We start from the raw sequence: 20231 nt of genomic DNA, 5'->3' as shown, positions 1-20231 counted from the left end.
GAGCATTCGTTCAGACAGCGGCGCGGGCCTCGTCGAGCGCGGCGCGAACCGCCGCGACGGCCTCGTCGGCCTTATCCGCATCGGGGCCACCGCCCTGCGCCATATCGGGCCGGCCACCGCCACCCTGCCCGCCCAGCGCCGCGACGGCGCGCTTCACCAGTTCGACCGCGCTGAACCGCGCCACAAGATCATCGCTTACCCCGACGGCGACCGATGCCCGCCCGTCGTTGATCGCGACCAGCACCGCGATACCGGAGCCTAGCCGCTGCTTCGCCTCGTCGACTGCGCCACGTAATCCCTTGGCCTCGAACCCGTCGAGCACCTGCCCGATGAAGGCGACACCGCCGATTTCCTGCGCCTGCGCGGCCGGGCCCGAACCGCCACCGATCGCGAGCGCCTTTTTCGCCTCCGCCAGTTCGCGTTCGAGTCGCTTGCGGTCCTCCAGCAGCGATGCGACGCGCGCGGGCACCTCGTCCGGCGTGGTCTTCAGCGCGGACGCCGTCTCGCGCAGCTTCTCGTCGCGCTGCACGAACCAGGCGCGCGCGGCCTCGCCGGTCAGCGCCTCGACACGGCGAACGCCGGACGAAACCGCGCCTTCGCTGATCACCTTGAGCAAGCCGATATCGCCCAGCGCGTTGACATGCGTGCCGCCGCACAGCTCGAGCGAATAGATCTTGTCGCCTTCATCGGTGCCCATCGACACGACCCGCACCTCGTCGCCGTATTTCTCGCCGAACAGCGCCATCGCTCCCATCGCGATCGCGTCGTCCGGCGTCATCAGCCGGGTGGTGACGCTGCCGTTCTGGCGGATCATCGCGTTCACCTGCGCCTCGGCATCGGCGATTTCGGCCGCGGTCATCGCCACCGGGTGCGACACGTCGAAACGGAGCCGGTCGGGCGCGACGAGCGATCCTTTCTGGGCCACATGCGTGCCGAGCCGCTGGCGCAGCGCCTCGTGCAGCAGATGCGTCGCGGAGTGGTTGGCGCGGATGGCCGCGCGGCGGCGCACGTCGATCGCCAGCTTCACCGGATCGCCGATCTTGACCTCACCCGCGTCGACCGTCGCATGATGGACGAACAGCTTGCCGAGCTGCTTCGAGGTATCTGAAACGCGCGCGCCGAAGCCGCGCTCGCCCGCTATCGTTCCTGTATCGCCGACCTGGCCGCCACTCTCGCCGTAGAAAGGCGTCTGGTTGACGATGATATCCACCGCATCGCCCGCGCGCGCACGATCGACACGCGCCCCATCCTTTATCAGTGCCAGAACAACGCCTTCGCCGGTGTCGTTCGCATAGCCGGTGAACTCCGTCGCGCCCAGTTCCTCGGCGAGATCGAACCACAGCTCATCCGATGCCTTGGCGCCGGACCCCTTCCACGCGGCGCGCGCGGCGCGTTTCTGCTCGGCCATCGCACTGTCGAACCCGGCACGATCCACCGCCAGATCCTGCGCACGAAGCGCGTCTTCCGTCAGGTCATAGGGGAAGCCGTAGGTGTCATAGAGGCGGAACGCCGTCTCGCCCGCCAGCACGTCGCCCGGTTTCATCCCCGCCGTCGCTTCGTCGAGCAGTTTCAGCCCCTTGTCGAGCGTCTGGCGGAAACGTGTTTCCTCCTGCTGCAAGGTCGCCTCGATCAGCGGCTGCGCGCGCACCAGTTCGGGATAGGCCGCGCCCATTTCGGCCACCAGCGCCGGCACCAGCCGATGCATCAGCGGGTCTTTCGCACCGAGCAGGTGCGCGTGCCGCATCGCGCGCCGCATGATCCGGCGCAGCACGTAACCGCGCCCCTCGTTCGCGGGGAGCACGCCATCCGCCACCAGGAAGCCCGAACAGCGGAGGTGGTCCGCGATCACCCGATGGCTCGCGGTCGCGTCTCCGTCGGTGGCGGTATGGGTCAGCGCGCCGGACGCTGCGATCAGCGCCTTGAACGTATCGGTGTCGTAATTGTCGTGGACGCCCTGCATCACGGCCGCGATGCGCTCCAGCCCCATGCCGGTGTCGATCGAGGGCTTCGGCAGATCCCCGATGATCTGGTCCGCCTCCTGCACGAACTGCATGAAGACGAGGTTCCAGATCTCGACGAAGCGGTCACCGTCCTCGTCCGGCGAACCGGGCGGGCCGCCGGGAATGTGATCGCCATGATCGTAGAAGATCTCGGAACACGGGCCGCACGGGCCGTCGGAGCCCATCGCCCAGAAATTGTCCTTCGTGGGGATGCGGATGATCTTGTGATCGGGCAGCCCGGCGATCTTCCTCCACAGCTCGAAAGCCTGATCGTCGGTATGATAGACGGTCACCAGCAGGCGCTCGGCCGGCAGGCCGAAATCCCTGGTCAGCAACGTCCAGGCGTGGGTGATCGCCTGTTCCTTGAAATAATCGCCGAAGGAGAAATTCCCCAGCATCTCGAAGAACGTGTGGTGCCGCGCGGTATAGCCGACGTTGTCGAGATCGTTGTGCTTGCCCCCTGCGCGCACGCATTTCTGCGAAGAGGTCGCGGTGGAATAGGGGCGCGTCTCCAGCCCGGTGAACACGTTCTTGAACGGCACCATGCCCGCGTTAACGAACATCAGCGTCGGGTCGTTCTGCGGCACCAGCGGCGCGGATGGCACGATCTGGTGGCCGTTGCTGCCGAAATAGTCCAGGAACGCGCGGCGGATGTCGTTGGTCGATGTCATCCCCGCGACTTAGGCGAGCATGACGCGCCGCTCAAGTATCACGCGGCGGTCTTGCGCGCCTTGTCGAGCTTCTTGAGCAGCATCTGGCGCTTCAGGCGCGAGATATGATCGATGAAGAGCACGCCGTTCAGGTGATCGATCTCGTGCTGGACGCACGTCGCCATCAGGCCGTGGAACTCGTCCTCATGCGCGGCGCCGTTCTCGTCCAGCCACTTCACGCGGCAGCGCGCGGGCCGCTCGACCTCGGCATATTGCTCCGGGATCGAAAGGCACCCCTCGCTGTAGGTGGAGATTTCTTCGCTCACCCACAGGATCTCGGGATTGATGAACGCGCGCGGTTCGCGCTTCGCCTCGGGCTTGGCGTCCTCCTCCTCGGTCTCCCGCTCCTGCAGGTCCACCACCATGACACGGCGGATCACGCCGACCTGGCTTGCGGCAAGGCCGATGCCGTGCGCGGCATACATCGTCTCGAACATATCGGAAACGAGCGCGCGCACCTCATCGTCCACCGCCTCCACGGGCTCGCAGACGAGACGCAGGCGGGGATCGGGGATTTCGACGATGGACAGCACAGACATGAGCGTGAGCTAGGAGCGCGAACCGCGAGCGTCAAGCGACCGGGCGTCGCGCGCGCAGCGCCTGCGCCAGCGTTCCTTCGTCCAGATAGTCCAGCTCGCCCCCCACCGGCAGGCCATGCGCAAGCTGCGTGACGCGGACGGGCATCCGCTCGATCCGCTCGGCAAGATAATGCGCGGTCGTCTGCCCCTCCAGCGTGGCGTTCATCGCCAGCACCACCTCGTCAACGCCGCCCGCCTCGATCCGGCGGAGCAACGATTCGATCGACAGATCCTCCGGGCGCACCCCTTCCAGCGCGGATAGCCGCCCGCCCAGCACGTGGAAACGCCCCGGGAACAGCCGCGATCGTTCCAGCGCCCACAGATCGGCCACCTCCTCCACCACGCACAGCGAACGCGCATCGCGGCGCGGATCGGCGCAGATCGCGCACGGGTCGGTCGTATCGACATTGCCGCATATCGCGCAGGTCGCGAGCCGCTCCTCAACCTGCGTCAACGCCGCGAGCAGCGGGATCAGCGCCGTCTCGCGCTTTTTCACCAGATGCAGCACGGCGCGGCGCGCGGAACGCGGCCCCAGGCCGGGAAGCCGCGCCAGCGCGCTCGTCAGCGCCTCGATCTCCTGCGATGCCATAAGCGGAACAGATAGGGGGTTGCGTCGCGCGCCGCCAGCGTGTCGAGAGCGCGGGATGCGGATCATCTTCATGGGAACGCCCGCCTTCGCGGTGCCGACGCTCGATGCGCTCGTGGACGCCGGGCATGATATCGTTGCGGCATACAGCCAGCCGCCGCGCCCGGGCGGGCGGCGCGGACGCGAACTGGTGCCATCGCCGGTGCAGCGGCGTGCGGAGGGATATGGAATTCCCGTGCGAACGCCCGTCAGCCTCAAGTTGCCCGGGGAACAGTCGGCGTTCACCGCGCTGGATGCGGACGTCGCCGTGGTCGCGGCTTATGGCCTTATCCTGCCGCGCGCCGTGCTGGAGGCGCCGCGACTCGGCTGCCTGAACGTGCACGGCTCGCTGCTGCCGCGCTGGCGCGGGGCAGCGCCGATCCAGCGCGCGATCCTTGCCGGAGACACTGAAACCGGCGTCGGGATCATGCAGATGGAGGCCGGGCTGGATACCGGCCCGGTGCGGCTGGAAGGCCGCACGTCGATTGCCGGCAAGACGGCGGGCGAACTGGCCGAGGAGCTGGCGGCGCTGGGCGCGCGCCTGATGGTGCGGGTGCTGGCCGATCCGATCGCCCATCCTCCGGTCCCGCAGCCGGAAGACGGCGTCACCTATGCCGCCAAGATCGCCAAGGAGGAAACACGGCTCGATTTCGCCCTCGATGCGGCGGCGGTCGAGCGACAGGTCCGTGCGTTCAATCCGCCCGGCGCGTGGTTCGAGGCGAATGGCGAGCGCGTTCGCGTGCTGGCCGCCGCCGTCGAGGCGGAAGCGAGCGGGGCGCCGGGCGTGGTGCTGGACGGGCGCCCGACCATCGCCTGCCTGTCCGGCGCGATCCGGCCGACCGTCGTGCAGCGCGCCGGGCGCGGGGTGATGGCCGCGGAGGAGTTGATGCGCGGCTTCCCGATGGCGCCGGGCACCCGGCTATGACCCGCTTTGCGCTGACGATCGAATTCGACGGTCGCCCCTTCATGGGCTGGCAACGCCAGGCGCACGGCCCCAGTGTGCAGCAGGTGCTCGAAGAGGCTGTCTTCGCGATCACCGGCGAGGAAGCGGTGGTGCATGCCGCCGGGCGCACCGATGCCGGGGTACATGCCACCGCGATGCGCGCGCATGTCGATATCGCGAAGCCGCTCACCGCGTTCCGGCTGATGGAGGCGCTGAACTCGCGCGTGCGTCCCGCGCCGGTCGCGGTGCTGGCCGCGCAGGAGGTGCCGGACGATTGGCACGCCCGTTTCTCCTGCATCCGCCGCTATTATCGCTACGTGATAATCCAGCGCCGCCCCCCGCTCACCTTCGAACGCGGGCTCGCTTGGCGGGTGGCTACCCAACTCGACGCGGAAGCGATGCGTGCGGCCGCGGTACGTCTCACCGGGCGCCATGACTTCACCACCTTCCGCTCCGCACATTGCCAAGCAGACAGCCCTGTTCGCACGCTAGACCGACTGGAAGTGATCGCGAAGGGCGAGCGTATTGCGGTGCTCGCCTCGGCCCGCTCTTTCCTCCACCATCAGGTGCGCTCGATGGTCGGTTGCCTAGCGCTTGTCGGCCAGCGAAAATGGACGCCGGAGGACGTAACCGCCGCGCTGGAGGCGCGCGACCGAACGGCGCTCGGCTACAATGCGCCGCCCGACGGCCTTTACTTCATCGGGGCGGACTATTCCTGCGACTGAAGTTCGCCGCCAGTTCGACATGCGTGGACCAGCGGAATTGCCCTACCGGCTGCACCCATTCGAGCTTGTAACCCCCGCCAATCAGCACTTTCGCATCGCGGGCGAAACTGCTGGGATTACATGAAACATAGCCGATTACGGGCACATCGCTGCCGGCCAGCGCCTCGGCCTGTTCGCGGGCGCCGGCACGCGGCGGATCGATCACCACTGCAGAGAAGCGATTTAGTTCGGCGGTCGTAACCGGACGGCGATAAAGATCGCGGTGCTCGACGAATACTGGCCGTCCCGCTCGCGCCGCAGCCGCTTTCAGCGACAGAATTGCCTCACGCGCGCCTTCGGCCGCATATACCTTCGCCGGCAGCGCCAGCGCGAACGTTCCAAGCCCCGCGAATAGATCCGCTATGGTCGGCGAATCCTTCACTGTTTCGTTTACCGCGGCCACCAGCGCCGCTTCGCCCTCGCGCGTCGCCTGGAGGAAGGCGGCACACGGCAGTGGTACGGGAGCACCGCCAAGGGTGATGGTGACGCCGACCGGCTCCCACCGCACCTCAGGGCCAAAGCCCTCGTCGAATGCAAATCGGGCAAGTGAGTGCTGCTCAGCGAAAGCCGTAATAGCTTCGGCGGCTTCCAGCCCTTCGGGAAGCATCCCGGAAATCAATATGTCTACGCCCTGATCGGCGAGCGTCAGATGCACATCAAGCCTTCGTTTTATCCGCAATCTTCCCAGCAGGCGCTTGAGCGGCGCGATGATCGTGAACAGTTCGGGCACAAGGACGTGGCATTCGGCGAGATCGATGATTGCGTGACTCTTCTCGCCGGTGAAACCGATTCGCCCCGCTGGCTCCCAATGCAGCGTCGCCCGCCGGCGGGTACGTGGCGGGGAAAGCGCTGGCGGACGGATTTCTGTTGCGAGTCCTTGCGCGGCAAGTGCAGATTCCACTCTATCCGTAATATACGCTGCCCAGCTGACATCATCGAGATGCTGGAGTTGGCATCCCCCGCAAGCCGGAAAATGGCGGCATGGCGGCGTAGCGCGATGGCTTCCTGGTGTGATCGTCCCGTCAGGGTTGAGCGTATCGCCCGGCGCTGCGAAAGCCGCATGTCTGCCGTCCGCTGTCACACCGTCGCCACGGGCAGCGATACGGACGATTTCGTTTAAAGACATGTTGATACGGCTTCCGACAAATACCGCGCCAGATCATCAGCAACAAAAGCCGCGCCCGCGCGCCGCGCCGCCTCTGCCTGGAGCCACACCGCTTCTCCAGCTCCGAGGAAGGCGTCGCCACTAACTGCTATTCGCGCAGTGACAAGCCCCGCAAGCACATCACCTGTTCCTGCGGTCGAAAGCCACGAAGGGGCGGCGGCAGCCACGCGCACTGTACCATCTGGCCTAGCGATCACTGTGTCCGCGCCCTTGAAGACGACCACTGCGCCGGTCGCCCTCGCAGCATCACGAGCGCGTTCAATCTTGCCGGCATCGCTTCTACCGAACAGCGCGTCGAACTCGCCCTGATGCGGCGTCAAGATCGTCGGTGCAACACGCGCGAAAAGCTCTGCGGCCGATACCAGGTGCAATGCATCGCCATCGATAACGAGCGGCCGATCGGAGGCGAGTGCGCTGGCAAGTTTTTCCCTCGCGCGGTCGTCCCGCCCGAGACCTGGGCCAATCAGCAGCGCACCGATCCGCCCGTCGTTGATCAGATGAGTATCGAACCGGCGCCTTACGACGGCATGCGGCATACGATCGGTCCCACCACCCAGCAGCATCACATAACCGGCGCCCCCACTCGCCGCTGCCGTCGCTGCAAGTGCCGCCGCACCGGGCATCGTGCCCGCGACAATTGCGACCATACCTCGGCTATATTTGTGCGCCTCCGCCGATGGCACGGATAATTTCGGGCGAGCTAGCACGGCCACGTCGCTTGCTACCGGCACGCCGATATCGAGCACTGTCACATTGCGCGATGTGGCACTCGCCGGGATCAACAGATGGGCGGGTTTTAGCGCACCAAGTGCCAACGTCAGATCATAATCGGGCACATGCGACAGCAACCGCCCGTCGTCGGCGGAGGCGCCGCTAGGTAAATCGACGGCGATCACCAGTCGTGCCGCCCCGGCAAGCCGCGATAGCGCCGCAGTTGCGCTTTGATCCAGGCCCCGCGTCAGACCTGTGCCGAACAGAGCGTCCAGGAGCACCGGAGCGGCATGCGCCTCGTCTGCCGTCTCGATCGCGCCGGCCCAACCACGCCGAGCAGCCATGGCCGCCTTACCGCGCGGTTCATGTGTTGCCGCGACGCGCACCGGATGACCGACCTCCGCCAACGCGCGCGCGGCCACATAGCCATCCCCGCCGTTATTGCCGGGCCCGCACAGAACCAGCACTTCCTGATCGCCCGCAAGCCGGCGGATTTGCTCTGCCACTGCCTTGCCGGCCCGGTCCATCAGGACCTCCACACTCGTTCCGCTCGCGATCACGCTTTGCTCGGCCGCACTCATCGCGGACGCAGTGAGAATTGGTTCGTTGTCGAGCATAATCATTAGCGAGTACCGACAACTGCGGGCAACCGATATCGATCACCATCTATCGCCACTTCGATCTCGTTCGTGCCGATAATCGATACATGCGCACCTGCCGCGCCGTCGGCCGGCACTACCCCTCGGCCGTCCTTCGTCACCAGCAAACGGCGAAAACCGCCATCTCCGTGGTGTACCGTTAGCACCAGCCCGCGAGCCGTTTCGGTTTGATCAAGCGAGCAGGATCGCGAAAAGGTTGCCGCATCGCCGGTTGCGCATTCAACGTTGCCCCCGCGCCCGCCAAACTTACGTTGTCCCACCTTCGCGGCAGCACCCGGATCGCGCTCACGCGCCTCACATCCGGCAAGCGCCCCGGCCGCTACCATTGCGCACACGACAACGGCTAAGACGGGTTCAGATATCCGCGTAAACATGCCGCTCGGCGGCCGCACCAGGATGTGTCACCGCACCGTTACGGGCGGGGCCTACATTTTGCGCATAGCGCCACAAGGCGCCGGATCCGTAATCGTTGACAGGCGGCGTCCATTTAGCGCGACGCGCCTCAAGCACTGCCTCGTCCACCAGCAGATCGATCGTGCCCGCCTCGGCATCGATGCGGATCGTATCGCCGTCCTCGACCAGCGCGATCGGCCCGCATTCAGCCGCTTCCGGCCCGACATGACCAATGCAGAAGCCACGCGTCGCGCCAGAGAAGCGGCCGTCTGTGATGAGGGCCACCTTCTCCCCCATGCCAAGGCCATAGAGCGCTGCGGTGGTGGAAAGCATCTCCCGCATTCCCGGGCCGCCCTTCGGCCCCTCGTAACGGATCACCACAACTTCACCCTCGTGGATCGCACGATTTTCGACCGCGCGGAACGCATCCTCCTCGCAATCGAAGCAGCGCGCCGGCCCTTCAAATTGCAGTCGGTGCATCCCTGCGACTTTCACGATCGCGCCCTCGGGGGCAAGGCTGCCCTTCAGCCCCACTACGCCGCCGGTCGGCGTGATTGGCGATCTGGCCTCGTAGATCACTTTCTGCGCTGGGTTCCACGTTACCTTGTCAATGTTCTCACCAAGCGTGCTCCCCGTGACGGTGAGGCAGTCGCCATGAAGCAGCCCTTCTGCCAACAGCGTCTTCATAAGCATGTAAACGCCTCCGGCCTCATACATGTCCTTGGCGACATACCTACCACCGGGCTTCAGATCTGCGCAGTAAGGTGTTGTCTTGAATATCTCGGCCACATCGAACAGGTCGAACTTGATCCCCGCCTCATGCGCCATCGCAGGCAAGTGAAGCGCGCCATTAGTCGAGCCACCTGTCGCCGCGACGATGCGCGCCGCATTTTCGAAAGCCTGACGTGTGCAAATGTCTCGCGGCCGGATGTTTCGCGCCAACAGTTCCATCACTTGCGCGCCAGCGGCCACCGCGATCTGCTCTCGCGAGGTGTAGGGCGCCGGAACCATATTGCTGTTGGGCAACGAGAGACCGATCGCTTCGCCCACGCAGGCCATAGTGTTGGCAGTATACTGGCCGCCGCAGGCGCCATGACCGGGGCAGGCAACTTTCTCGAGCGCGTGAACTTCCTCTATCGGGCAGGCGTGCGCGGCGTATTTTCCGACCACCTCGAACACGTCTACTACCGTGACGTCCCGCCCTTGATAGCGGCCGGGCAGTATTGACCCGCCATAAACGAAGATCGACGGCACATTGAGCCGTAGCATCGCCATCATCATGCCCGGCAGGGACTTGTCGCATCCCGCGAAGCCGACCAGCGCGTCATAGCAATGGCCGCGCACTGAGAGCTCGACTGAATCAGCAATTACCTCACGGCTGACGAGGCTGGACTTCATGCCCTGGTGCCCCATCGCGATCCCATCGGTAACGGTGATGGTGTTGAAGCGGCGCGGCATCCCGCCCCCCTGCTCAACCCCTCGACGCGCAGCATCCGCCTGAGCATCGAGCGTGGTGTTGCACGGCGCGCTATCGTTGCCGGCAGATGCGAGCGCGACGAACGGGCGCGCGATTTCCTCTTCGCTCAGACCCATCGCATAATAATAACTGCGATGTGGAGCACGCTCGGGACCAACCGAAACGTGCCGGCTTGGCAAGCGAGACTTGTCGAACTGTTGCGTCATGTGCGTTGCGCTAGGCCGCGCCGACCACCTGCGCAACCCTTCCCGTCAGCCACAAAGCTTGTCGAGCGCCCGCTCCACACCGTCCATCGTGAACGGCTTCATCAATTGCGGGCGATTGCGATGCCGATCGATGATCGAATCATTACCGCCCCCGGTTGCGAACACGAATGGAATGTCGGCGGCTTCCAAAGCATCGGCGATCGCCCAGCTCTTCTCTCCGCCCCGCAAGTTCACGTCGAGGATAGCGCAGTCGACAGCGCCGGCCGCAAGCAGAGATAGCGCGTCTGACCCACAATCCGCCGTTCCGGCACAGACCCGGCCAAGCGCATCGACGAAATCCTCCAGCATCATCGCGATCAGCGGTTCATCTTCTACGATCAGGACTCGGTCGGCCATCCTACCGCCATATCAAGCCAGGACAGCGACGCAACCCCGTCACCCTTGCGTCAACGCCTCCCGAGCGGCTTCAGCGAGTTGCTGCACCGAAAAAGGTTTGGGCAGGAAGGAGACATTTCCGATGTCGATCGACTTGCGCAACTGTTCCTCAGCATAGCCCGACATGAAGAGAATCGGAAGGGTGGGGAAACGATCCCGCACTTTGCGCGCCATCGTCGGCCCGTCCATCGTCGGCATCACCACGTCTGAAATCAACAGGTCCGGCGCCTGGCAGGTTTCGAGCAGTTCGAGTGCGGCCTCGCCATTCTCGGCGCTCATGACAGTGTAGCCCTGACGCGAAAGGGCCCGTTCAGCAACAGCGCGCACCATCGCCTCGTCCTCAACAAGCAGCACGGTACCCGTGCCCCACAGGTCGGTCTGCTTTGGCCGGGTCGGAATGCGTGTCGGTGCAACCGTCGCGGCGTTATGGACCGGCAGGTAAATAGTGAACGTCGCTCCCTGCCCCGGCCGTGAGTCCGCGAAGATATAGCCGCCAGACTGTTTGACGATCCCGTAAACGGTAGAGAGCCCCAGCCCGGTGCCCTTGCCGATTTCCTTGGTAGTGAAAAATGGCTCGAATATCTTGGGCAGAACCTCCGGCGGGATGCCGGTGCCGGTGTCCGAGATCTCAAGCGTAGTATAATCGGCCGCAGGCATGATGTCGCCGCGGTCGCGCACCTCGGCGATTGTCGCGGCGCGGGTTCGAATCGTCAGCGTCCCCCCACCATGCGGATTGCGGGAGAGCATTGCATCGCGAGCGTTTACTGCGAGATTTACCACCACCTGCTCAAGCTGCCCCGGGTCGGCGCGCACCGGCCCCAGATCACGACCATGGCTTACGTTTAGCGTGACAGTCTCGCCGAGCAGTCGTTTCAAAAGATTTGACACTTCCGAAACAACGTCCGGCAACTGCAATATCTGTGGGCGCAACGTCTGCTGGCGCGAAAAGGCAAGCAACTGCCGCGTCAAGCCAGCTGCGCGGTTTGAATTACTGCGTACCTGCTGGATATCGTCATAATCGCTGTCGCCGGGCGAATGGCGCATCAACATCAGGTCGCAATGACCCAGGATCGCGGTCAGGATGTTGTTGAAATCGTGCGCGACACCGCCGGCCAGCTGGCCCACCGCCTGCATCTTCGTTGCCTGCGCGACCTCGCGCTTCAGTCGTGATTCCTCGCTATTGTCCTTTAGGCTGAGCACCACCGCCGCCGGGCCAAGGCCACGCGCGCCGGCGATCGTCAACGCGATCGGCTCGTCCGGATGATCCCGCAGCCGTACTGCCATGTCACTCGATTGGGCGGCGCCGTTGGCGAAACGGCGGACCGCATCGGCCACTGCCGCTTTGTCCTCGCGCACGACTAGGTCACCAGGATAGAGCGGCGGCGCAGCCGGATCGATCCCTGCGGCCCGGGTAAAGGCGGCGTTCATCTGAAGGAACCGCCCTTCTCGATCGACCAGCGCTATTCCCACCGGCATCAAAGAAACCAGCGTGCTAATATAACTCGACGCGGTTGGGCCATCGGCCACCGGCAGTTCCTCGTCATCGAGCATCGCGATCAGGATTGGTCCGCCGTCATTCTCTGCAAACGGCACCTGAACAAGCCGAAGAGGGTTTCCGTCCAGGCCCTCGCGCTCAAACCGCACCAGCCCGCGGCTGTCGGTAATCAGGAAGCTCGCGAAATCCAGGCCGTCAACGCCGCCTTCGCCATTGCCCAGTGCGCGATGCCGGAATACGGGGTTAGCCGAAAGGATCCGCCCGTCTGCGGCGATCATCGCGGCCATTATCCCGGCAGCGCCGAGGCGATTACCGAGATCGCCGGCGAGTGCGCCCGTCAGCCGATCTATTCGATCCGAGTGCGCGGCGCGGACGAAGCGCCAGATCAGCATATCCTGCTGATCGCCCGCGCGGGCGATTTCTGCGCTTACCGGTTGCTCGTCTAGCCTCAGCTGACCCACCTGCGCCTGCCCGTCGCGCCAAGCAATGCGGCCTGCAGCGATCAACGTTGACGTTCCGGAATCACCTAGCGACAATTCGGGCGGCGTCGGAAAACCGCCGAACATCGCCTCGTAGCGATCGTTGGCGCATACCAGCCGCCCGGTGCGATCAGTAATTGCGATCGCGTCCTGTGCCGTCTGAACAACGGCTCGAACGAGGCTCAAATCCAGTTCGCTCACGCGATCCTCACGCGGCCGACTCAGCGAACGCCACGCGATCGCAGCGCCGCCGAACACGATCGCTGTGCCGCCGAAACCGGCCGCAAAAACCTTGTTTCCCACCAGCCAGAGCACCAGCAATGCGGCGGACAAGCCCGCCCCCACCGCTATCAAAAATGAAGCGCCCGGGGTAAATCCGGCAGAAAAGGTAAGCGGTTTAGGAGCCATGACTGCGGGTGATCCTTTGCCACCCGCCAGACGTCAAGCACGGGGGGACAGCGAGTACGATCACCAGATACGAACGCGCGCTTCGGGAGCAAGGTAAAGTCGGTCGCCCGCCTTCGCACCGTAGGCGGCATACCAAGGATCGAGGTTGCGGACCGTGAGCACCCGATAATGCCCTGGCGAGTGCGGATCCGAAAGAAGCGCCTGCCGCAACGCCGGCTCGCGTTGTTTGATCCGCCACACCTGAGCCCAGCCCAGATAGAATCGCTGATCGCCGCTCGTGCCGTCGATCACCGATGCTGCTTTACCACCAAGCGTTGCGTGATAAGCGTCTATCGCAATCGTCAGCCCGGCAAGGTCAGCGATATTCTCGCCTAGCGTCAAACCGCCCTGAATATGCTGACCCGGTAGCGGTTCGTAGGCGTCATATTGCGCGACAAGCTTGTCCGTGAAGCTATTGAAGCGCGTGGCGTCCTGGGCGGTCCACCAGTCGGTCAGCTTTCCGCTGGCATCGTATTTGCGACCTTGATCGTCAAAACCATGGCTGATCTCATGACCGATCACTGCGCCGATCGCGCCGTAGTTCACTGCAGGATCTGCCTTCGGATCGAAGAATGGCGGCTGGAGAATTGCCGCCGGGAAGACAATCTCGTTCATCGGCGGATTGTAATAGGCGTTGATCTCCATCGGCGTCATAAACCATTCGTCGCGGTCAACCCGATTGCCGATCTTGTTAAGGTCTCGCTGGAAATCGAATTCATTCGCCCGCGCCACGTTCCCAAACAAATCGCCACGCTTGACGACCAGTTTTGAATAATCACGCCACTTTTCAGGATAACCGATCTTGGGACGGAAGGTGGCGAGCTTGGCGAGCGCTTTCTGCTTTGTTTCCGGCGCCATCCATTCGAGCTTACGGAGCCGCTCACCCATTGCGCCGATCAAATTCTTCACCAGTTCGTCGGCCGCCGCCTTCGCCTCGGGCGGAAAGTACTTTGCGACATAGGCGCGACCGATATCCTCGCCCAACTCATCCTTGATGAGATCGCTAGCGCGCTTCCACCGTGCGGGCTGCTCCGGCGTGCCCGATAAGGTGGTACCGTAGAACTCAAAACGCGTCTTATCGAAATCGATCGACAGGAAACGGGCATAGCTACTCAGAGTGCGGAGCATCAAATGGTCCTTCAGCACCGCGATCGGCGTCGCCGCCCAAACTTTAGCTTCCTTGGTGAGGGCGGTTGGTTGGGCTATGAGATAATAGCCGCCGAGGGGCATGCCGGCCGCCCTGGCGAACGCCGCCCAATCGAACCCAGGTGCGCGCGCCGCCAGATCGGTGAAGGCGATTTTGTTGTAGGTCTTGTCCGCATCGCGGCTCTCGATCCGGGTCCAGTGCGCGGCCGCCAGCTCCTTCTCGAACGCGAACACCGCCGCCGCCCGCTGTTCCGCGTCCGGTTCGCCAGCCAGCGTCAGCATCCGCGCGAGATACGCCTGATACGCGGCGCGCGTCTCGGCCAGCTTGGGATCGTCCTTCAGATAATAATCGCGGTCCGGCAGCCCCAGCCCGCCCTGCGACAGATTGACGATATAGGTGTCAGGGGCCTTGTCATCCTGACCAACGCCGACGTTGAACAGATCCGCCACGCCATACCGCTGCATCCGCCCAGCCTCGACCGCCAGCGCGCGCTTGTCCGTCGTCGCCCTGATCGCGGCGAGCCACGGCTTCACCGGCGCCGCGCCCTTCGCGTTCACCGCCGCCTCGTCCATGAAGCTGGCATAGAAATCGCCAGACTTGTTGCCCGGCTGCTTCGACACCTCCTCAAGCAGATCGTGCATGCGCCGCTGCGAGAGATCCTGCAGCTTGTGGAACATGCCGAAGGAGGCGCGGTCCGCCGGGATCTGCGTTACCTTCTGCCAATCGCCATTGGCATAATCATAGAAATCCCGGCCGGGCGGCACGGCGGTGTCGCGCCCCGCCATGTCGACCCCGAAATCGCCGATCGCGGGGCGATCCTGATCCACCGGCGCCGATCGCGGGGCAGTCTGCGCCAGCGCGGCAGCGCCAGCCGAAAGGAGCAGGGAGGCAATGATTAACGAACGCATCGACGGGTAATCCTATGACACCAAAGCGGGATGACCGTGATGTACGCCGATGACACGCCTCGTCAATCTTAGTTGCGAATGCGACGATTTCGCCACTTGCGCGCGATCCACACCCGCCAGCCGACCATCGACAGGAAATAGCCCCCGATCGCGAACGACGCGCTCACGATCAGCAGCCCGATCGCGGTGGCGGGGGCTGCATCCGACATCAGCCACTGCATCCAGCCCGATTCCACCGCATCGCGCACCGGATCACCGGGCAGCGCCGTATCGATGTGCAGCGCCCACTTCCCGATCCAGTAAGCGCCGACCCACAGCGGCGGGGTGGTCAGCGGATTGGTGATGAAGGTGGTGAGCGCTGCCGCCGGGATGTTCGCGCGCAACGGCAGCGCCAGCAGCGCGGAAAACGGGATTTGCGCGACCGGGAAGAGGATGCCCGTCACCATCCCCAGCGCCACGCCGCGCGGCACCGACCGGCGCGTGAACCGCCACAGATGCGGCGCCAGCACGCGATGCGCCACCGGGCGCAGCAGGCGGCTTTGCTCCATCGATTCGCGCGTGGGCAGGTTACGACCGCACCACGCGGCGAACCGCTGCCACAACCCACGCCTTTCTGATGCCATCAGCCGCGCTCGCGCAGCACGCGCCCCGCCTCGCGCTTCCACTCGCGCTCCTTGATGGCGGCGCGCTTGTCGTGATCCTTTCGCCCCTTGGCGAGCGCCAGTTCGACCTTCGCCCGGCCCTGCCCGTTGAAATAGACCGACAGCGGCACGAGCGTCATGCCCTGACGCGCGACGGCGCCGTGAAGCTTGTTGATCTCGCGCTCGTGCAGCAACAGCTTGCGCGGGCGGCGCGGCGAATGATTGAAGCGGTTGCCGTGGCTGAATTCGGGCACGTTCGAATTAATCAGCCAGACGCCGCCTTCGTTCACCTCGGCATAGCTTTCCGCGATCGAGCCTTCGCCGAAACGCAGCGACTTCACCTCGGTGCCGGTGAGGACGATCCCCGCCTCGAACTTGTCCTCGATCGAATATTCGAACCGGGCGCGCCGGTTTTCGGCGACGATCTTCTTCTTGTCGAAGGTGGCGGGCTTGGGACGCGACATATTGGGTGCGATGTAAGGTTACAGTGCCGCGCGCGCCAGCCCCGCGTCCACCGCCGCCCGCGAGGCCTCCCCCGGCCAGGTCATCGGCAGGCGCAGGCCAGCGGGGAACTCGGGGCGCACCTTCGTCATGGCATATTTCACCGGGCCGGGCGACGCATCGGTGAACAGCGCGAGATGCAGCGCGAAAAGCCGGTCGTGCAGCGCAAGCGCGGCGGCGTAATCGCCCGCTGCGCACGCCTTCTGCATATCCGCGCACAGGCGCGGCGCGACATTGGCGGTGACCGAGATGCACCCCACACCGCCCATCGCGTTGAAGGCAAGCGCGAGATCGTCATTGCCCGACAGCTGGCAGAAACCATCGCCCAGCGCGGCGCGATGCTGCGACACCCGCTGGAGCACCCCGGACGCATCCTTCACCGCCACGAACACCGACGGGAAATCGGAAACGATGCGGATAAGCGTTTCCGGCTGGATATCGGTAACGGTGCGTGCCGGCACGTTATAGAGCACGATCGGCAGCGCGGCATTCGCCGCCAGCGCCGCGAAATGCTGGTAGATGCCGTCCTGCGACGGGCGATTGTAATAAGGCGGCACCATCAGCGCCGCATCCGCCCCCGCCTCCTTCGCAGCGATCAGGTTCGCGGCGGCGACGCGGGTATCGTTCGATCCCGCGCCCGCGATCACCGGCACGCGGCCTTTCGCCTGATCGACGCAGGTGCGCACGATCGCGAACTGCTCCTCCTTGGTCAGCGTGGCCGCCTCCCCGGTAGTCCCGCATGGCACCAGTGCGGCGGAGCCTTCGGCGATCTGCCACTCGACGAGATCGCGATACGCCGATTCGATAAAGGCGCCATGCGCGTCGAATGGCGTCACAAGCGCCGGAATAGAGCCGGAAAACATGATTTTGCGTTCCTGAATGCGCGAAGATGGTAGGTTCGTTCAGGACAGATACGGGTAGAGCCGCTACTCTGTCCACATGGTGACTGGATTGAAGGCAGGTGTGTTGATCGGATTGCTCGCAGGGGCCGGCGCGGCTTTGGCGCTCGCGCAGGACAGGGACGATTCATACGTGACGCGCATGGCGAATGCGCGTGCCGAACAGACGGAGACGCAGGCGGCCGCTCCGGTTCGCGTCGTGCCCGCCGCGAATGTGAACGGGTTGGCGCAATCGTTCGCGCAGTGGAAGACGCTGCAGCAGACCGATGCGTTGCCGTTCGACAGCTACGCCACGTTCCTGCTCGCGCATCCCGGCTGGCCCGGGGAAAGCGCCAATCGCCGGGCGGCGGAGAGGCAGGCCGCGACGGGCACCGCCTCGCCATCCGCGCTGATCGCCTATTTCCGCCGCTTCCCGCCGCAATCGGCGGCCGGCGGCCTGGCTTATGCACGCGCGCTGGCGGCGACCGGGGCGATCGCGCAGGCCAATGACGAGGCGCGCGCGGCGTGGCGGCGCGGCACGCTTTCGGCCAGCGACGAGGCGGCGTTGCTCCAGCAATTCGGCGGCGCGCTGCGCACCGAGGATCACGACGCCCGCATGGATACGCTGCTGTGGCAGGGCGCCACCAGCGTCGCGGCGCGCCAGATCACGCTGGTCTCCGCATCGCAACGCCCGCTGCTCGAGGCGCGGCTGGCGTTCCGCAGCGGGGCGGCGAACGCCGCGGACCTCGCCGCGCAATATGACGCGATCGGCGAGCGCGACGCGGGATATATCGCCGACAAGGCCACCTGGCTCGGCCGCACCAACCCGCTCGCCGCCCGCGCCTGGCTTGCGCGCACGCGGGCGCCGGGGATCAACCGCCCCGGCAATCCCGAGAAATTCTATCTCGTGCTCTATGCCACCGCGAAAGGCGCCGCGGCGGACGGGCAGTGGCAGACCGCCTATGACATCGCGCGGCAGGTCGACGACGCCTATCCCGCCGGGACCGATGTCTCGACCAAATCCTATGGCGAGCGCGATCAATATACCAATCTCGTCTGGCTGGCCGGGCAGGCCGCGCTCAACAGGCTCAATCGCCCGGCCGACGCGATGCCGCTGTTCGATCGCTACGGTCGCGGCACGATCGCGCCGCAAACGCGCGCGAAAGGCTTCTACTGGGCAGCGCGCGCCGCCGAGGCCGCCGGCCGCACCACCGAGGCGAGCGGCTTTTTCGAGCGCGCCGCGGGCTTCCGCGATCAATATTACGGCCTGCTCGCCAACGAGCATCTGGCGCGCACGCTCGTGCCGCCGCCGGCGGTGAGCGCAAGCCCGGCCAGCCCGGCCGCGCGCGCCGCATTCTACGGCCGCGAGGTGGTTCGCGTCGCGCAGTTCCTCGGCTCGATCAACGACTGGCAGGATCAGACGGCGTTCGTGAAACAGATCGCCGCCGATGCCACCAGCGATACCGATCACCTGCTCGCCGATGAGCTGTCGCGCGCGCTCGGCCGCCCCGATCTGGGGGTGCTCGTCGGGCGCAAGGCGATGATCAACGGCCTGACCGAATATGTCGCGACCGGCTTTCCCACCGTCCCGGTCCCCGGCGGCTATGAGGACGAATGGACAATGATCCATGCGATCTCGCGGCAGGAGAGCAATTTCGACCGGATGGCCGTTTCCGGCGCGGGCGCGCGCGGGCTGATGCAGCTGATGCCGGGAACCGCGCGCGAACAGGCCGCCAAAATGGGCCTTGCCTACAACGTCGGCGCGCTCACCAGCGACACGGGCTATAACGTCCAGCTCGGATCGACCTATTTCCAGCGGATCTTCAAGCAGTTCGGCAGCTATCCGCTGGCGATCGCGGCCTATAACGCCGGGCCGGGCAACGTGAACAAATGGCTCGCCGCGAATGGCGATCCGCGCACCGGCACGGTGGACTGGGTCGATTGGGTCGAGGCGATCCCGTTCAGCGAAACGCGCAGCTATGTGCAGCGCGTGCTGGAGAATGCGGTGGTCTATGACCTGATGAACCCGCAACGCGCGCGCAGCCGCGGCCCGGCGAACCTGAGCTGGTATCTCGGACGCTCGAAACGGGGCTGATCGGTGGACCGCCCCAATTACATCACGCCCGCCGGCTATGCGGCGTTGCGCGCCGAATATGAAACGCTGTTCGGCAAGGAGCGCCCCGCGCTGCTCGATACGATCGCGTGGGCCGCGGGAAACGGCGATCGTTCCGAAAACGGCGACTATATCTACGGCCGCAAGCGCCTGCGCGAGATCGACCGGCGGCTCGGCTGGCTGTCGAAACGGATGAAGGCGGCCAAGGTGGTCGATCCCGCGCAGTCCCCCGATCGCAGCCGCGTGTTCTTCGGGGCGACCGTGACGGTGGCGGACGAGGACGACAATCATCGCACGCTCACGCTGGTCGGCGACGACGAGGCGGACGCCGGGAACGGGCGGATCGGCTGGAACGCCCCGATCGCGCGCGCGCTGCGCGGCGCGACCGTCGGCGATCTGCGCCGCGTATCGCTTCCCGCCGGCGAACGCGAATATGAAGTGATGACGATAACTTATCCGCACGGTTGACGGCCGACGCGCCGGGGGCGATCAGGCGGCATGACCGACGACAATCGCAATCTCAACGTCGCGCTGCTGATCGATGCGGACAATGCATCGTGGCATGCGATCGACCCCGTGCTCACCGTGCTCGCCGAGCTGGGCAGCGTCAACGTCCGCCGGGTCTATGGCAACTGGACCAAGCCGGAGCTGAAGGGATGGCACGACATGACCGTGAAATACGGCATCGAGCCACAACAGCAGTTCGACCTGACCAAAGGCAAGAACGCCACCGACATGAAGATGACGATCGACGCGATGGACCTGCTCTATCGCGGGCGCGTGCGCGCCTTCGGCATCATGTCATCCGACAGCGATTTCATGCCGCTGGCGATGCGCATCCGGCAGGACGGTCATGACGTCTATGGCTTCGGCGCGAGCCGCACGCCGCAGGCATTCCAGAACGCCTGCACCCGCTTCATCGACGTCGACAAGCTGATAGAGACGCCCGCCCCGTC

17 protein-coding genes are annotated in these 20231 nt (G+C 65.1%); 5 read left to right on the top strand and 12 right to left on the bottom strand.

Annotated elements, in window-relative coordinates; translation table 11 throughout:
* Positions 1–10 precede the first annotated feature (10 nt).
* The 3 genes from alaS to recR are packed head-to-tail and all read right to left on the bottom strand — an operon-like array spanning position 11 to position 3877.
* Positions 11–2671, bottom strand: a complete 2661-nt coding sequence (gene alaS, locus FFS35_RS04730; RefSeq protein ID WP_137785988.1) for an alanine--tRNA ligase — start codon at positions 2669–2671, stop codon at positions 11–13.
* 38 nt (positions 2672–2709) lie between these two features.
* The gene (gene def, locus FFS35_RS04725) at positions 2710–3249 is read right to left on the bottom strand and encodes a peptide deformylase (RefSeq protein WP_137785987.1); all 540 of its coding nucleotides are present in this window, start codon (positions 3247–3249) and stop codon (positions 2710–2712) included.
* 31 nt (positions 3250–3280) lie between these two features.
* Positions 3281–3877 carry a recombination mediator RecR gene (recR, locus tag FFS35_RS04720; protein WP_137786227.1) on the bottom strand — a complete coding sequence of 199 codons (597 nt, stop codon included), beginning with the start codon at positions 3875–3877 and terminating at the stop codon, positions 3281–3283.
* 55 nt (positions 3878–3932) lie between these two features.
* Between recR and fmt the strand changes: the two genes are divergently transcribed.
* A complete protein-coding gene (gene fmt, locus FFS35_RS04715; RefSeq protein WP_137785986.1) occupies positions 3933–4838 on the top strand; it encodes a methionyl-tRNA formyltransferase in 906 nt (301 codons plus the stop codon).
* On the top strand, positions 4835–5581 hold the full coding sequence (truA, locus tag FFS35_RS04710) for a tRNA pseudouridine(38-40) synthase TruA (protein ID WP_137785985.1): 747 nt from the start codon (positions 4835–4837) through the stop codon (positions 5579–5581). The genes fmt and truA overlap by 4 nt, the downstream gene beginning before the upstream one ends.
* On the opposite strand, the gene FFS35_RS04705 is transcribed toward truA, so the two are convergent.
* The 9 genes from FFS35_RS04705 to dapA form a co-directional block, all read right to left on the bottom strand.
* The gene (locus tag FFS35_RS04705; protein WP_137785984.1) at positions 5553–6746 is read right to left on the bottom strand and encodes a class I SAM-dependent RNA methyltransferase; all 1194 of its coding nucleotides are present in this window, start codon (positions 6744–6746) and stop codon (positions 5553–5555) included. The two genes, truA and FFS35_RS04705, sit on opposite strands and share 29 nt — an antisense overlap.
* Positions 6737–8113, bottom strand: coding sequence for an NAD(P)H-hydrate dehydratase (locus FFS35_RS04700; RefSeq protein ID WP_349290317.1), 1377 nt, complete (start codon positions 8111–8113; stop codon positions 6737–6739). Before FFS35_RS04700 ends, FFS35_RS04705 begins: the two co-directional genes overlap by 10 nt.
* Positions 8114–8509: 396 nt before the next feature.
* Positions 8510–10231 carry a dihydroxy-acid dehydratase gene (gene ilvD, locus FFS35_RS04690; protein WP_137785982.1) on the bottom strand — a complete coding sequence of 574 codons (1722 nt, stop codon included), beginning with the start codon at positions 10229–10231 and terminating at the stop codon, positions 8510–8512.
* Positions 10232–10276: 45 nt separating this feature from the next.
* Positions 10277–10627, bottom strand: coding sequence for a response regulator (locus FFS35_RS04685; protein ID WP_137785981.1), 351 nt, complete (start codon positions 10625–10627; stop codon positions 10277–10279).
* 39 nt (positions 10628–10666) lie between these two features.
* Positions 10667–13048 carry a response regulator gene (locus tag FFS35_RS04680; protein WP_137785980.1) on the bottom strand — a complete coding sequence of 794 codons (2382 nt, stop codon included), beginning with the start codon at positions 13046–13048 and terminating at the stop codon, positions 10667–10669.
* A gap of 60 nt (positions 13049–13108) precedes the next feature.
* The gene (locus tag FFS35_RS04675) at positions 13109–15142 is read right to left on the bottom strand and encodes a M13 family metallopeptidase (RefSeq protein ID WP_137785979.1); all 2034 of its coding nucleotides are present in this window, start codon (positions 15140–15142) and stop codon (positions 13109–13111) included.
* A 68-nt stretch (positions 15143–15210) separates the two neighbouring features.
* Complete coding sequence (locus FFS35_RS04670; RefSeq protein WP_137785978.1) at positions 15211–15765, bottom strand: DUF2062 domain-containing protein; 555 nt, start codon at positions 15763–15765, stop codon at positions 15211–15213.
* A complete protein-coding gene (gene smpB, locus FFS35_RS04665) occupies positions 15765–16247 on the bottom strand; it encodes an SsrA-binding protein SmpB (RefSeq protein WP_137785977.1) in 483 nt (160 codons plus the stop codon). The genes FFS35_RS04670 and smpB overlap by 1 nt, the downstream gene beginning before the upstream one ends.
* Positions 16248–16265: 18 nt before the next feature.
* Complete coding sequence (gene dapA, locus FFS35_RS04660; protein ID WP_137785976.1) at positions 16266–17147, bottom strand: 4-hydroxy-tetrahydrodipicolinate synthase; 882 nt, start codon at positions 17145–17147, stop codon at positions 16266–16268.
* 100 nt (positions 17148–17247) lie between these two features.
* On the opposite strand from dapA, the gene FFS35_RS04655 reads away from it, so the two are divergent.
* From FFS35_RS04655 to FFS35_RS04645, 3 genes are all read left to right on the top strand, one after another.
* Positions 17248–19257 carry a lytic transglycosylase domain-containing protein gene (locus FFS35_RS04655; protein WP_249341458.1) on the top strand — a complete coding sequence of 670 codons (2010 nt, stop codon included), beginning with the start codon at positions 17248–17250 and terminating at the stop codon, positions 19255–19257.
* A gap of 3 nt (positions 19258–19260) precedes the next feature.
* Positions 19261–19743: a transcription elongation factor GreB gene (gene greB / locus FFS35_RS04650; protein ID WP_137785974.1), complete on the top strand. Its 483-nt coding sequence runs from the start codon at positions 19261–19263 to the stop codon at positions 19741–19743.
* Positions 19744–19773: 30 nt separating this feature from the next.
* Positions 19774–20231: NYN domain-containing protein (locus FFS35_RS04645; RefSeq protein WP_137785973.1), on the top strand; the 458-nt coding region annotated here is incomplete at its 3' end.

It is taken from the genome of Sphingomonas sp. 3P27F8, from assembly GCF_005502745.1.
Classification (GTDB): Bacteria; Pseudomonadota; Alphaproteobacteria; order Sphingomonadales; family Sphingomonadaceae; genus Sphingomonas.
The sequence above is the reverse complement of the archived record's forward strand: the minus strand, read 5'-3'. Positions and strand labels throughout refer to the sequence as shown.